Source organism: Psychroserpens sp. SPM9, from assembly GCF_025153525.1.
In the GTDB taxonomy this organism is placed as follows: domain Bacteria; phylum Bacteroidota; class Bacteroidia; order Flavobacteriales; family Flavobacteriaceae; genus Psychroserpens.
In genome coordinates, this window is record NZ_JANZNR010000003.1 from 259,266 (window position 1) to 271,558 (window position 12,293).

The following is a 12,293-nucleotide window of genomic DNA, read 5'->3' on the forward strand; positions in this document are numbered from 1 at the left end:
CACTATGTTTTCTACTATATTTTTTCATGAGCTAAAGCATTGGATTAAAAAACCAGCTTTCTATATCTATATGGCGATTTTCTTTATGTTAGCGCTATTTATTTCTGCAACCAGTGCTGGTATTTTTGACAGTATTACTGCAACTACAGGCTCATCCCGAATTGTAAATTCACCAATGGGAGTGGCGAATTTATTTATTTCCTTGTCGATTTTTATTTTCTTTTTATTTCCTTCAATTATTGGAGTTTCTGTCTATCGCGATTATAAAAGTGATATGCACACGATTTTATATTCGTATCCTTTTACTAAAGCCAATTATTTACTGGCAAAATTTTTTAGTTCTATTCTTATCGTCACTTGTATTGTTTTAACCATTGGCATTGGCATGTTTATAGGTTATAGATTACCAGGTACCAATCCAGATATTGTTACAAGTTTTAGTTTTACAGCATATTTTAATGCCTATTGGTTGTTTATTTTGCCTAATATTTTGCTGTTTGGCGCTATTGTATTTGCAGTCGTAACGTTTACACGAAATATCGCTGCAGGATTTATAACCATTATCTTATTGCTTTTTGTTCAAGGACTTACAGAAAGTTTTTTATCTGATCCAGAATACCGTTATGTATCTGCATTAGTCGATCCTTACGGAGGAGCAGCTTTACAATATTATACGCGATACTGGACTGTTGCAGAGCAAAATGAATTGCATATCCCTATTAAAGAAGTGATTTTATACAACCGTTTAATTTGGTTGGGTGTGGCGAGTTTAGTCTTTGGTTTGGTCTATAAGTTTTTTACGTTTAGTCAGAATGCGATTTCATTTTCACTATTCAAAAAAGTTAAAGGTGAGCGTTCAACAAAGCGCAATTTTGGAGGGATTACTCGTGTAAATCTTCCAAAGGTGAATTTTGATTATTCATTGCTTCAGAATTTAAAAACAACATGGAAAATATCAAATGTAGAGTTTAAATACATTGTTAAAAGTTGGCCATTTATTAGTATCGTTTTGGTAGGCTTAATTATAGTTTTAATAGCGCTTGCAGATTTTGCCAATCCGTTTGGAACACCAACATATCCTAGAACTTGGCGTATGTTGCGTAGTGGGTCTGCATTTACGTTGGCTATAAATATTTGTACGTTTCTCTATGCAGGTATGTTAGTAAATCGCAGTAAAATTGCGCGAATGAATGGTTTAGAAGATGTAACGCCAGTACCAAGTTGGTCTTTGTTCTTGTCAAAATTTATAGCCATCATTAAAATGCAATTGCTCTTATTGTCGGTGATAATGGTTGCCGGAATTTTATTTCAGCTGTACAAAGGTTATTACGATATTGAGTTAGGCTTGTATATGAAAGAGCTTTTTGGATTACGATTATTAAACTATATGGTTTGGGCGTTTTTAGCATTGATGGTGCAAACCCTCATTCGAAATCCGTATTTAGGCTTATTCGTTTTGATTGTGATTTCTGCAGGAATACCATTTTTAACCCTAGCAGGCGTTGAAAATGATTTATTGAAATACAATGAAGGACCTGGATTTGGCTATAATGATATGAACGGTTATGGCGATTCATTAGGACGCTATTTATTGTATAAAACGTATTGGATTTTAGGTGGATTGATACTATTGGTCATAGCAGGATTGTTTTGGGTAAGAGGCTTACCGCATTCGTTTAAAGAGCGCTTATTTATTGCGAAATCCAGATTTAAGCTTCCTGTAGCGCTAACCTTTCTGGTGTTATTAATCGGATTTTTCTCTTTAGGTTTTAGTATTTTCCAAGAAACTAATATTGAGAATGAAAGTTATTCCTCTAAGGAAATTGAAAAATTAAGAGTCGATTGGGAAAAGACTTATAAAAAGTATGAAAATGCAGAGCAACCAAGAGTGGTTTCAGTAACAACCAATCTGGATATTTTTCCAAATAAAAGAGATTTTAAAGCTTCAGGAGAATACATATTAGTCAATAAAACAGATCAAGTTATTGATAGCATCTTTTTAAATCACAATGATTATCCGAGTACATTTGAATTTGACAGGCCAAATCAGTTGGTTGTTGAAGACACTTTATACGACTTTGATATTTATGAGTTAAGAAGACCGATGACTCCAGGAGATACAATGCGATTGCATTTTACGGTTAAAAATAAACCTAATACAATAATTACACGACATTCGCCAATTATAAAAAACGGAACTTTCGTCAATAATTTTCAGCTGTTTCCATCTTTAGGTTATTCTAGTAATCGAGAATTAACCGATGATAAAACACGTCAAAAGTACGATTTGCCTCCTAACAAATTAAAGCCGCATCCGAGTGATTCTTCGGCTTTGGGTAATACATATATTTCAAAGGATAGTGATTGGATAGATTTTGAAGCGACAGTGAGTACTTCCGAAGATCAAATTGCCATTGCTCCTGGATACCTTCAGAAGGAATGGGTAGAAGATGGTCGCCGTTATTTCCATTATAAAATGGATAGTAAAATCTTAAATTTTTACGCCTTTAATTCAGCACGATACAAAGTAAAACGCGATACATGGAAGGATGTCAATCTCGAAATTTATTATCACGAAGGACACGAATACAATCTCGATCGTATGATGGCAGGAATGAAAGCATCTCTAGCTTATAATAGCGAGAATTTTAGTCCGTATCAACACAAACAACTGCGTATTGTAGAATTTCCTAGCGGAAGTTTTGCGCAGTCGTTTCCAAATACAATTCCGTTTGCTGGAGATGCCGGATTTATTGCCGATGTAGACGATAGTGAAGAAGGTGGCGTGGATTATACTTATGCCATTACGGTTCATGAAGTAGCGCATCAATGGTGGGCACATCAGGTGATTGGAGCTGATGTTTTAGGGTCTACGATGCTTTCGGAAAGTCTTTCAGAATATGTAGCGCTTAAAGTGCTCGAGAAGGAAATAGGAAAACCGCAAATGCGTAAATTTTTAAAGAAAGCCCTCGATGATTACCTCACGGCAAGAACTTTTGAGGCCAAACGTGAAAAACCATTAATGTATAATGATGGCCAAGGTTATATTCGCTATCAAAAAGGTTCTTTAGTCTTTTATGCTTTGAGTGATTATATAGGAGAAGATGTGCTTAATAATGCACTTAAATCTTATGTAGAAAAAGTGAAATTTCAAGAACCACCTTATACAACTTCAATCGATATGGTCAATCATATTAAAGCAGTAACGCCAGATAGTTTGCAATATGTGATTAAAGATATGTTTGAAACCATAACCGTGTATGATAACCGAATTACCGATGTAACGACCACCGAGTTAGATAACGGAACGTATAAGGTAGATCTCCAGTTTAATGTTAGTAAATACAGAAACAACGAAAAGGGGAGACGTTATTATTCTGAAGTTGGACGCGATTCGATTTCGTATTTACAGGAAGGAAAAGAACGCCCGATTTTATCGCTTCAGCTAGAAGATTATATTGATATAGGAATTTTTACTGAAGATGATATAGACGGAAAAAAGAAAGAGCGTATTCTTTATTTAGAAAAGCATAAGGTCACAAAAATCCATAATTCTATTTCGATTATTGTAGATGAAAAACCAGTAGAAGTTGGTGTCGATCCTTATAATAAATTGATTGATACACGCTCTGATGATAACAGGCAAAAGATGTAATCTTAAAGGCTAGGGTTTAGGCGGTTTAGAAAATAACTGAATGAAAACACAATATTAATATGATTTTAAGGGTTTTCAATCTCTAAATAATTAATTTTACCAAGTATTTGGAATAGTTTTAGATAGTAACCTACACATGAAACAACTGTCATACATCTTACTTCTTTTTCCGTGGTATCTTTTGGCGCAAACGGAACCCGAGCCTCAAGACTCTACCTTGGTTGAGTATATTTATGTGAAAGGAGATTCAATTCCGAAGACTGCAATAGATTTAGATGAAGTTTTATTGCTGCATAAACTTAAGTTTGCCGATAAAGAAGAGCGTATTGATTACCTGATTTTAAAGCGTAAAACATTAAAAGTTTATCCTTATGCAAAACTCGCTGCTGACAGGTTAACGACCTTAAACGAACGATTGGCAACATTAAGCAGTAAACGAGCGAAGAAAAAGTATGCTAAGAAAATTCAGAAATATATTGAAGATGAATTTGCTGCAGAATTAAAAAAACTCACACGTACCGAAGGGCAAATTCTGGTCAAACTCATCCACAGACAAACAGGAAAAACGACCTTTGCCTTAATAAAGGAACTGCGAAGTGGCTGGCGGGCATTTTGGTTTAATAGTACAGCCAATTTATTTGATATTTCTTTAAAGCGGGAATTTAATCCGATGGAAAATAAAGAAGATTTTTTTATCGAAGATATCTTAGAGCGCGCCTTTCAGAATCGACAACTCGAACGCCAAGAACCTGCCATAGAGTTTGATTATTATGATTTGTCAGATAAATGGTTAAGTAATAAAGCAACTGCAGAGACTAAAAATTAATGCGAATCCAAACTCCTTTTGAAGAACGATTAAATGCATGGAGTCATGGCATAGGAGCCGCTTTAGGGATTGCAGGATTGGTATTGCTTATTGTGTTCTCTAAAGATACAGTCCCTTATTCCTTGTTTAGCGTTATTGTTTATGGTGTTTCTATAATTATTTTATTTCTGGCGTCTACATTTTACCATGCTGTTAAAGGCGATAAGCGTAAACACTATTTTCGTATTGTAGACCATATTAGTATTTACTTACTTATTGCAGGAACTTACACACCTGTACTTATTATTATGTTGCCCGATAGTTTAGGCTGGCCGCTCTTTTGGGTGGTTTGGGGTATTGCGGCTTTTGGTGTGATTCTAAAAATATTTTTTACCGGAAAATTTGAAACCTTTTCAACCTTACTATATCTCGTTATGGGATGGCTTATTGTATTTGATTATGCTACATTAGCCGATAGAATAGCGACTAACGGATTGTATTTATTGTTTGCTGGTGGTTTCTTTTATACCGTTGGAATACTATTTTATGCCATTGAAAAAATTCCTTATAACCATGTGATTTGGCACCTGTTTGTATTGGCAGGAGCCATTTGTCATTTCTTTATGGTGTATGGTTATGTGATTTAAACGTGTTGATCAACTAAAATCGCATTGCCATCGGGATCTAAAACCACAAAGCTAGCTGGTCCCGAAGTGGTTTCGTCGGCTTCAGTTTGTAAAGTAATGTTTTTGGATTTTAAATGCTTCTGAATGTCTCTCACATCAGTAAACTGATCTAAGGTTTGCGCGTTTTCATCCCAACCCGGATTAAAAGTCAGGATATTATTTTCAAACATTCCTTGAAATAAGCCCACTAAGGCATTTCCATTTTTCATAATGAGGTAATTGTGTTCCAGACTACCAGCAAACACCGAAAACCCTAAATTTTCGTAAAAGCTTTTTGAGACGTTAATATCTTTGACCGCTAGACTAATTGAAAAGGCTCCTAAATTCATATTATATTTTATTTAATGACGCTTAAAGGTAAGCATTTTAAAAAGTGTTTTTAGCGATTTTTCAGTTCTTAAATACGTTAAGCTGTCGTTTTATCCTACAAAAACGGACTTATAGCTACTTTTTTTTGGCTGATAATGAGTAAATTATATATTCGATTTCGCTTTTTATAAATTAGCTATGCGAACACCTAACCACCCAAGTACATATTTAAAAAGGGGATTTTATTATGTACTATTTTTATGTTGCGTTTTACCTTTAAGCGGACAAGAGTCTTGTTATAAAACATCTAAGGTAACTTCTCTAGTAGAAGATGATCGTACGTATCAAATCTTTGATATGATTGTTGATAGTTGTGATTCTAAACGAATAAAAACAGCTTATTTTGGACAAGATGCTTATAAAAAGTATAAAAAAATTCAAGACAATCATAACATTCATTTAGTCGCTTCGGCATCATTCACATCGTCATTTGATATGGAGGAAGGGCATCCTGTCGGATTTTGTGCTGAAAACGGAAAAGTTTTCAATAAAATGCCCAGTGATACTATGGACGGCCTCGTTTTACTTAATAATAATGAAGGCAAAATTGATACCATCGAAATCATTGATTTAGATGAAAACCTAGACGCTTGCAATCCTCAAAACTGTGATAAACATATTGCGCATTATAATTTGAGAGATAAACCTTCGGATACGTACCACTTTTTAAAATTTATCGATACTCATAAAATATCAAGTTTTCAAACCCAATTGGTGTTTTCAAAATATAAAACAGATGCTGAGAACTTCGCAGCATTAACACATGGTTTAAACGATAAAGGACGTCGGTTTTTAGCGATCTGTAGTAAAAATAATAGTTTACGCCATGTGATTGTAGATGATATCGAAGCCGATTATTTGATGAGTTCTGCAAAACGCGTTATCGGTCTGTTGAGAGAAAATGGTTATGATGTAGAATACATGATTAATCTAGACACCGGAAGTAAAGATATCATTCATGCAAGCAATGGGTATTCACTTCAAAACTTAAGACCCAACCCGCAATTGTCTTACGCTACACTAGAAAATGCAACAAGTTTATTGGTTTATTATTCTGAAAAGTAGTCGACACCCATGATGAAAAGTATTATATATTGTTTACTGTGTATTGTTTTATGGAATGGAACAGCGGATGCACAAAATATAGTGATGCCAGAAAACTTACCTAAAATTACTTCAGAAGCAATAGATACACTCAACTTTGAAACCTATACAGTCAAACAATTTTCTCAAGGCTACGATGTTGCTATAGTCATGATTAATGACACCCTAAATATTAACAATCAGATCAAAGGAACCAATCTATTGGCGGCTTTAGCTCGTGAACTTTCTTATAAAATTAAAAATAGAATAATCAATTTAGATGATACCTCTGTTGAGCTTCTCGTTAAAAAATTTGAATCTCAGGATTATTATATTAATCGTCCTGTTGTAAGCCAGTTTATTAAACTGATGAATTATACGTGCCAAGGTGACTACAGACATATTTTAGACCGATTTCTTAGTAGCCGTTTACGCTATCCTGTTCTAGTTTTTATGGGTATTTATATACTTTTATTTGTATTAAATAGCTTCGGAAAACTAAAATGGCGCTTCAAATCTCATTTTAATAAATGTACTTATGTGCTATTAATTACAGGGTTACTTGTTCTAATGATCTTTAAATTGACTTGCGAAGGGCAAATAGAAGATTATTCTTTTTATGGGTTTTCAATGTGATTTTGATGTTTTTTTAGTTGAAAAGCACAAAATATAATGGCGACAATAATCACGAACCAGTTAAGTGCAAAAACGGTATAGTGGACCACATCAAATAAGTTTCCAAAATTAACAGTACTCATATATTCAGTCATTGCCTTATCATCAAATAGTAGTTTAAGATGATAATCTGAAGCTTTTACAGTATAAAAATCTAAAGCAATAGCGATTATGAGTACCAGTAAAAATCCTGTTTTTGGTAGTTTTAAAGCCTTCTTCTTTTTTATGTTTTCATTTAAGATAAATCCTATAAAGAGTAATGTGATTCCGTAAATTATCATAGCAAATAACGGAATGTAAAAACTAAAACGCCTATTGGTATACTCATGCGTTAATCCGTAATGCATATACACATAAACTAAAGCTTCTAGCAAATGTGTTAGCGCAGAAACACTTACAAAGCCAAATAATAGCCATAGAAGATAGGTATAGTGTTGTGCTTTCATGATTTGGGTTTTAAATTCCAAGACGTTTCAGTCGGAATGTTGATTACATCACCAATAAAGATTTCTTCCGATAATATCATAGTGTATTCGTTGCTTTTTTTGCTTATTTTCACATTCAGAACAGATTGATTTAAAACCGAATCAAAATAGGACTTGGTTATAATGCCTTCCAGTGTTAAGTCGTGTTCTTTTTTAAAGGACCAATCTAAATTAGGACAAGAGTAATCAATGGCATTATCATGTTCGTCTACAGGCATTTGAATGATAATATGGTCGTTTTTTTTGAAAGCCGTTTGGTAAAATTTAGATTTGTATTTGAGGTCTTGATGGCAGGTTTCAATAGGTTCCCAGTAATTAATCACTTCTATAAGTTCTTTATCTATTGAAATATCTACTAGGTTTAAATAGTCATGGTACATATTAATTAAAATTCCAGATTGATCTTTGGGACGTCTTACTGCCAGAGAATCAAAAAAATGTTTCACATTAATCCATTCTTTTTTAGGAGTTTTTAGCAGCGAATCTATGCGGTCTTGAATTTTTGATTCGTGATAATAGGGAGGAAATCCTTTTTCAGAATAATTTTTGATTGCACTCACATCAGCAGGACTTAAATGTGTGTCTAAATAATGAAAAACAGGTGTCAGATCTTCAGGTACATATGAAGATTTAGTACAAGACACCAAAAGAATTAAACAGAACCAAAAATATTGAGTTTTCAAAACAAATCTACTTCGATAAATCTCCCTTTTGAAATTTAAATTGAAAGGTAATATACTAAAACCCAATAGATATAGAAAAAACTAACCGATGAGATGCCTTTAAAGCAGTTATAACTTTAACTAAAGTGATTTATAACTAGATTTAATTAATCAACACGTACAGCTTGCGTGGTAAACGACAATCCTTGTTTACCAATTGTAGAATTCATAACGCCTTCAAACAATGGTTCTGGGCAGGACTTAGGAATCGCCCAATTAAAAATAAAGTTAGAACCTGTGCCGCCTTCAACATCGACTTCGTCAATAATTATTTCGGTAGTTTCTAAAGGTGCTAAATATATAGGCTTGTCAAAATATGTTTTTACCAAAACGCCATGCGTATCATAATATTTTGCATTGAGAATATAGATGGTGTCTTTATCACTAACATTTCTCAGGCTGGCTAAAGCTGTTAAGTTGTGCGTTCTATGTTGTGTCACACTGTAAATTTGCGAGTAGATAGACAAATAAGATTTACCTTGGGATAGCGAGTCTAAGTTTTTAATGTTTTCCTGACGTTTACTCCAGTTTTCATAATGAATATCTTCATTTTTTTCAGGAGCTTCACAGGTGCTTATAAGAAGAATGCAAAGTAATAATCTTAGTGTGTTTTTCATATCGTGATTCTTTGATTTTAAAGATATGAATTCGTTTTCAATAATTAAAAACTGATGGGGAAGAAGTGTCACTATTTTTTAATGACCATTAAATATCAGGCTTCTAAAATGTCACGATAGTCTTCAAAAAAAGCTTCAAAGCGATCCATAGTCTGATTAAAAAACAGCATCACCTCCTGCCAGGTGTTTTTATTATGAATCGATACTTTTTGCTCTAAGAGAACATATATTCTTGAAATTTCTTTGCCGTTATCGAGAAAAAATTCTTCTTCAAAAATAGCCTCAGGTAAAAACTCATCTCTGAGAATTGTTTTTAGAGATTGCAACTTTTCCCAATAGGTAATCCGGTTTTCTAAATCGTCTTCCAAATCTAAAGCCACCAAAGCCGATTTGGTATCGAAATGGAATTTAAAAGAAAATCCTTTGATTTTAGTATCGTATAGAATCCATTTTCTAGGAAATGACTTTCCGAAGCTGGTCCAAAATTCCTGTCTTAATTGTCGGCTTTCTTCTTTTGAAAACATAGTGATTAAATCATATAAGCAATCCCAATACCTAAAATAATTGCTACTAATTTGGAGAGGTTAAACTTATGACCTTCGCTACTTTCAAATAAAATTGTTGTAGAAATATGAAAGAAAATACCAATAACGATAGCGTTTATCATCGTAAGGTATTCAATATTTATGGCAGTGGCGTTAGAAATGTATGTCCCTAATGGCGTCATTAAAGTAAATACAGTTAAAAAACCGATGACTTGTAATCGCGAAAAATTAGATTGTAATAAAAATGCTGAAATAAGTGCAGCAATTGGAATTTTATGAACCAACACACCATACACCATATCATTGTGTTCGTGTATTGGGAAGCCTTCTAAAAAACTATGCAAACATAAACTCACAAATAATAACCAAGGGAAAGCGGTTTCATTTTTGTGAATATGAACATGGCCATGCTCTGCACCTTTAGAGAAAAACTCTAGAATGATTTGCAATAAAATACCACACATAATGTATAGTCCTGTCGCCTTGGCTTCAAGGTGATGATAGACTTCAGGTAGTAAATCAAAGAGAGTTAAAGCTAATAAAAAAGCACCACTAAACGATAGTAATAGTTTGGTGTAAATTGTTTTTTTGTGTTTGGTTATTAAGGCTAAAACTATACCAATTCCAACGGCTAATATGGGCAGTAAATACGATTGCATTATTTAAAAATCATTATTAAACGTTCTGAAGTTTTTGTGTCAAATTTTCTAAGGCGATAATCTCCAAAAACATCCAGTAAATGAACACCTGCTTTTTCAAATAGTGTTTCAAAATCTTTGAGTGTAAAAGCTTTGACACGCTCTTGAAATTTGAAATCTTGGCCTTCAGCAGCAAACGAAATATCTTTTATAATATAACCATCCTCAACATATCGTTGCTGTTTAAAATCTATGCCTTCTACAGTTTTTGTATTTTCAGCAACCAATTGATCAATCACATAGTTGCTATTCATAAAGTCGATGACACCAAAGCCAAATTCATTAAGGTTGGCTTTAATCGCTTTAATGGTATTTAGGTTGTCGTCTTCGTTGTCAAAATAACCAAAACTTGTAAAGAGATTAAAAACGGCATCAAACTGTTTTTTGTAAGGCTTGCACATGTCATGTACCTCAAAATGAAGGGTCTCATTTTCAAACTGCTTGGCATAAGCTATGCTGTTTTCAGATAAGTCGACACCAGTGACCTGATATCCTAAACTATTGAGATATATGGAGTGCCTGCCTTTTCCACAAGCTAAGTCTAAAATAGAGCCACCTTCCGGAATATTGAGGTATTCGGTGAGATTATCCATAAATATTTGGGCTTCGGTATGGTCTCTATCTTTATATAAAATATGGTAAAATGGTGTGTCAAACCAGGACGTATACCAATGTTGTGTCTTTTTTGTCATATGTGTTTCCTACCAAGAGCGGAATCTCTTTATTCAAAAATGCCTTAAGTTGCCACAAAAATACTTTATTTTTGCAATCTATTAGACGTAGTACATGGAGAATAATTATAAAATGGTTGCAAAAACCTTATTTGGTTTTGAAGATTTATTGGAGAGAGAGCTTATTCAATTAGGAGCAATGGAGGTGAAAAAAGGGGTGAGAAATGTGAGTTTTGTAGGAGATAAAGGTTTTATGTATAAGGCAAATATTGCTTTACGTACGGCAATTAAAATCTTAAAGCCTATTAAAACATTCCGTGTTGTTAACGAACAAGATTTGTATGACCAAGTGTATAAAATGTCATGGAATCAATACCTTAAACCTTCTGGTAGTCTTGCTATTGATGCAACCGTTCACTCCAAAAATTTTACCCATTCAAAGTATGTTGCGCTTAAATGTAAAGATGCTATCGTCGATAAGTTTAGAGCTACGGATGGGCAACGACCTAATATAGATTTGCGGTTTCCAGATTTAAAGATTAATGTACATATAGACAGGCAAGTCTGTACGATTTCTTTAGATAGCTCAGGCGAATCCTTACATAAACGCGGTTATAAAACAGCGACTAATATTGCACCAATAAATGAAGTGTTAGCTGCTGGTTTGGTGATGCTTTCGGGATGGGATGGACAATCCGATTTTATGGATCCTATGTGTGGTAGTGGAACTATTCTAGCTGAAGCTGCGATGATTGCATGTAATATTCCGCCAAACCTGATGCGTAAAGAGTTTGCTTTTGAGCGTTGGGAAGATTGGGATGTGGATTTGTTTGAAAAGATAGAAGAATCGCTTCTTAAAAAAACACGTGATTTTCATCATAAGATTATAGGATATGATAAATCGCCTAGTGCAGTATCTAAAGCCAAAGCAAATATTAAAAATGCACACTTAGATGAGTTTATAAGTATTCAGCATGAAGATTTTTTTAAAACACAAAAAGCTGGTGAAAATAAACTCCATATGGTTTTCAATCCGCCATACGGTGAGCGACTGGATATCAATATGGAAGTGTTTTATAAAGAAATTGGAGACACCTTAAAGCAAGGTTATCCGGGAACTGACGCTTGGTTTATTACGTCAAATCTTGAGGCATTAAAACATGTTGGTTTACGACCTTCTCGAAAAATTCATTTGGTGAATGCAAAATTAGAATCGCGTTTTGTCAAGTATGTGATGTACGAAGGAAGTAAGAAAGGTAAATATATGAACGATTAAACACGT

Annotated in this window: 13 protein-coding genes; 6 read left to right on the top strand and 7 right to left on the bottom strand. The window is 33.9% G+C overall.

Annotated elements, in window-relative coordinates; genetic code table 11:
* The first annotated feature begins 4 nt into the window (after nucleotides 1-4).
* From N4270_RS07515 to N4270_RS07525, 3 genes are all read left to right on the top strand, one after another.
* The gene (locus N4270_RS07515) at nucleotides 5-3,655 is read left to right on the top strand and encodes a M1 family aminopeptidase (RefSeq protein ID WP_260096409.1); all 3,651 of its coding nucleotides are present in this window, start codon (nucleotides 5-7) and stop codon (nucleotides 3,653-3,655) included.
* A 136-nt stretch (nucleotides 3,656-3,791) separates the two neighbouring features.
* Entirely contained in the window at nucleotides 3,792-4,481 is a 690-nt protein-coding gene (locus tag N4270_RS07520; protein WP_260096410.1) for a DUF4294 domain-containing protein, read from the top strand.
* Complete coding sequence (locus tag N4270_RS07525) at nucleotides 4,481-5,107, top strand: hemolysin III family protein (protein ID WP_260096411.1); 627 nt, start codon at nucleotides 4,481-4,483, stop codon at nucleotides 5,105-5,107. Before N4270_RS07520 ends, N4270_RS07525 begins: the two co-directional genes overlap by 1 nt.
* On the opposite strand, the gene N4270_RS07530 is transcribed toward N4270_RS07525, so the two are convergent.
* Nucleotides 5,104-5,475 (bottom strand): VOC family protein, encoded by a 372-nt coding sequence (locus tag N4270_RS07530; protein WP_260096412.1) that lies wholly within the window; start codon nucleotides 5,473-5,475, stop codon nucleotides 5,104-5,106. The genes N4270_RS07525 and N4270_RS07530 overlap by 4 nt on opposite strands.
* Nucleotides 5,476-5,653: 178 nt before the next feature.
* Between N4270_RS07530 and N4270_RS07535 the strand changes: the two genes are divergently transcribed.
* The gene (locus N4270_RS07535; protein ID WP_260096413.1) at nucleotides 5,654-6,580 is read left to right on the top strand and encodes a hypothetical protein; all 927 of its coding nucleotides are present in this window, start codon (nucleotides 5,654-5,656) and stop codon (nucleotides 6,578-6,580) included.
* A 12-nt stretch (nucleotides 6,581-6,592) separates the two neighbouring features.
* Nucleotides 6,593-7,234, top strand: a complete 642-nt coding sequence (locus N4270_RS07540) for a hypothetical protein (protein ID WP_260096414.1) — start codon at nucleotides 6,593-6,595, stop codon at nucleotides 7,232-7,234.
* Here the strand turns inward: N4270_RS07540 and N4270_RS07545 are convergent.
* The 6 genes from N4270_RS07545 to N4270_RS07570 all read right to left on the bottom strand — a co-directional run bounded on the left by N4270_RS07545 (nucleotide 7,216) and on the right by N4270_RS07570 (nucleotide 11,032).
* Nucleotides 7,216-7,719, bottom strand: coding sequence for a hypothetical protein (locus N4270_RS07545; RefSeq protein ID WP_260096415.1), 504 nt, complete (start codon nucleotides 7,717-7,719; stop codon nucleotides 7,216-7,218). The genes N4270_RS07540 and N4270_RS07545 overlap by 19 nt on opposite strands.
* Nucleotides 7,716-8,402, bottom strand: coding sequence for a hypothetical protein (locus N4270_RS07550; RefSeq protein WP_260096416.1), 687 nt, complete (start codon nucleotides 8,400-8,402; stop codon nucleotides 7,716-7,718). Before N4270_RS07550 ends, N4270_RS07545 begins: the two co-directional genes overlap by 4 nt.
* A 185-nt stretch (nucleotides 8,403-8,587) precedes the next feature.
* Complete coding sequence (locus N4270_RS07555) at nucleotides 8,588-9,097, bottom strand: DUF3124 domain-containing protein (RefSeq protein WP_260096417.1); 510 nt, start codon at nucleotides 9,095-9,097, stop codon at nucleotides 8,588-8,590.
* A 95-nt stretch (nucleotides 9,098-9,192) separates the two neighbouring features.
* A complete protein-coding gene (locus N4270_RS07560; RefSeq protein WP_260096418.1) occupies nucleotides 9,193-9,621 on the bottom strand; it encodes a DUF4268 domain-containing protein in 429 nt (142 codons plus the stop codon).
* A 5-nt stretch (nucleotides 9,622-9,626) separates the two neighbouring features.
* Entirely contained in the window at nucleotides 9,627-10,301 is a 675-nt protein-coding gene (locus tag N4270_RS07565) for a ZIP family metal transporter (protein ID WP_260096419.1), read from the bottom strand.
* The gene (locus N4270_RS07570) at nucleotides 10,301-11,032 is read right to left on the bottom strand and encodes a bifunctional 2-polyprenyl-6-hydroxyphenol methylase/3-demethylubiquinol 3-O-methyltransferase UbiG (protein WP_260096420.1); all 732 of its coding nucleotides are present in this window, start codon (nucleotides 11,030-11,032) and stop codon (nucleotides 10,301-10,303) included. The genes N4270_RS07565 and N4270_RS07570 overlap by 1 nt, the downstream gene beginning before the upstream one ends.
* Before the next feature lie 94 nt (nucleotides 11,033-11,126).
* On the opposite strand from N4270_RS07570, the gene N4270_RS07575 reads away from it, so the two are divergent.
* Nucleotides 11,127-12,287, top strand: coding sequence for a class I SAM-dependent RNA methyltransferase (locus N4270_RS07575; RefSeq protein ID WP_260096421.1), 1,161 nt, complete (start codon nucleotides 11,127-11,129; stop codon nucleotides 12,285-12,287).
* Nucleotides 12,288-12,293 lie beyond the last annotated feature (6 nt).

Excerpts from the sequence above, each read along its gene's own strand:
- N4270_RS07515 (WP_260096409.1), top strand. The coding sequence starts at position 5 with ATGTTTTCTACTATATTTTTTCATGAGCTAAAGCATTGGATTAAAAAA.
- N4270_RS07520 (WP_260096410.1), top strand. The coding sequence starts at position 3,792 with ATGAAACAACTGTCATACATCTTACTTCTTTTTCCGTGGTATCTTTTG.
- N4270_RS07525 (WP_260096411.1), top strand. The coding sequence starts at position 4,481 with ATGCGAATCCAAACTCCTTTTGAAGAACGATTAAATGCATGGAGTCAT.
- N4270_RS07530 (WP_260096412.1), bottom strand. The coding sequence starts at position 5,475 with ATGAATTTAGGAGCCTTTTCAATTAGTCTAGCGGTCAAAGATATTAAC.
- N4270_RS07535 (WP_260096413.1), top strand. The coding sequence starts at position 5,654 with ATGCGAACACCTAACCACCCAAGTACATATTTAAAAAGGGGATTTTAT.
- N4270_RS07540 (WP_260096414.1), top strand. The coding sequence starts at position 6,593 with ATGAAAAGTATTATATATTGTTTACTGTGTATTGTTTTATGGAATGGA.
- N4270_RS07545 (WP_260096415.1), bottom strand. The coding sequence starts at position 7,719 with ATGAAAGCACAACACTATACCTATCTTCTATGGCTATTATTTGGCTTT.
- N4270_RS07555 (WP_260096417.1), bottom strand. The coding sequence starts at position 9,097 with ATGAAAAACACACTAAGATTATTACTTTGCATTCTTCTTATAAGCACC.
- N4270_RS07560 (WP_260096418.1), bottom strand. The coding sequence starts at position 9,621 with ATGTTTTCAAAAGAAGAAAGCCGACAATTAAGACAGGAATTTTGGACC.
- N4270_RS07565 (WP_260096419.1), bottom strand. The coding sequence starts at position 10,301 with ATGCAATCGTATTTACTGCCCATATTAGCCGTTGGAATTGGTATAGTT.
- N4270_RS07570 (WP_260096420.1), bottom strand. The coding sequence starts at position 11,032 with ATGACAAAAAAGACACAACATTGGTATACGTCCTGGTTTGACACACCA.
- N4270_RS07575 (WP_260096421.1), top strand. The coding sequence starts at position 11,127 with ATGGAGAATAATTATAAAATGGTTGCAAAAACCTTATTTGGTTTTGAA.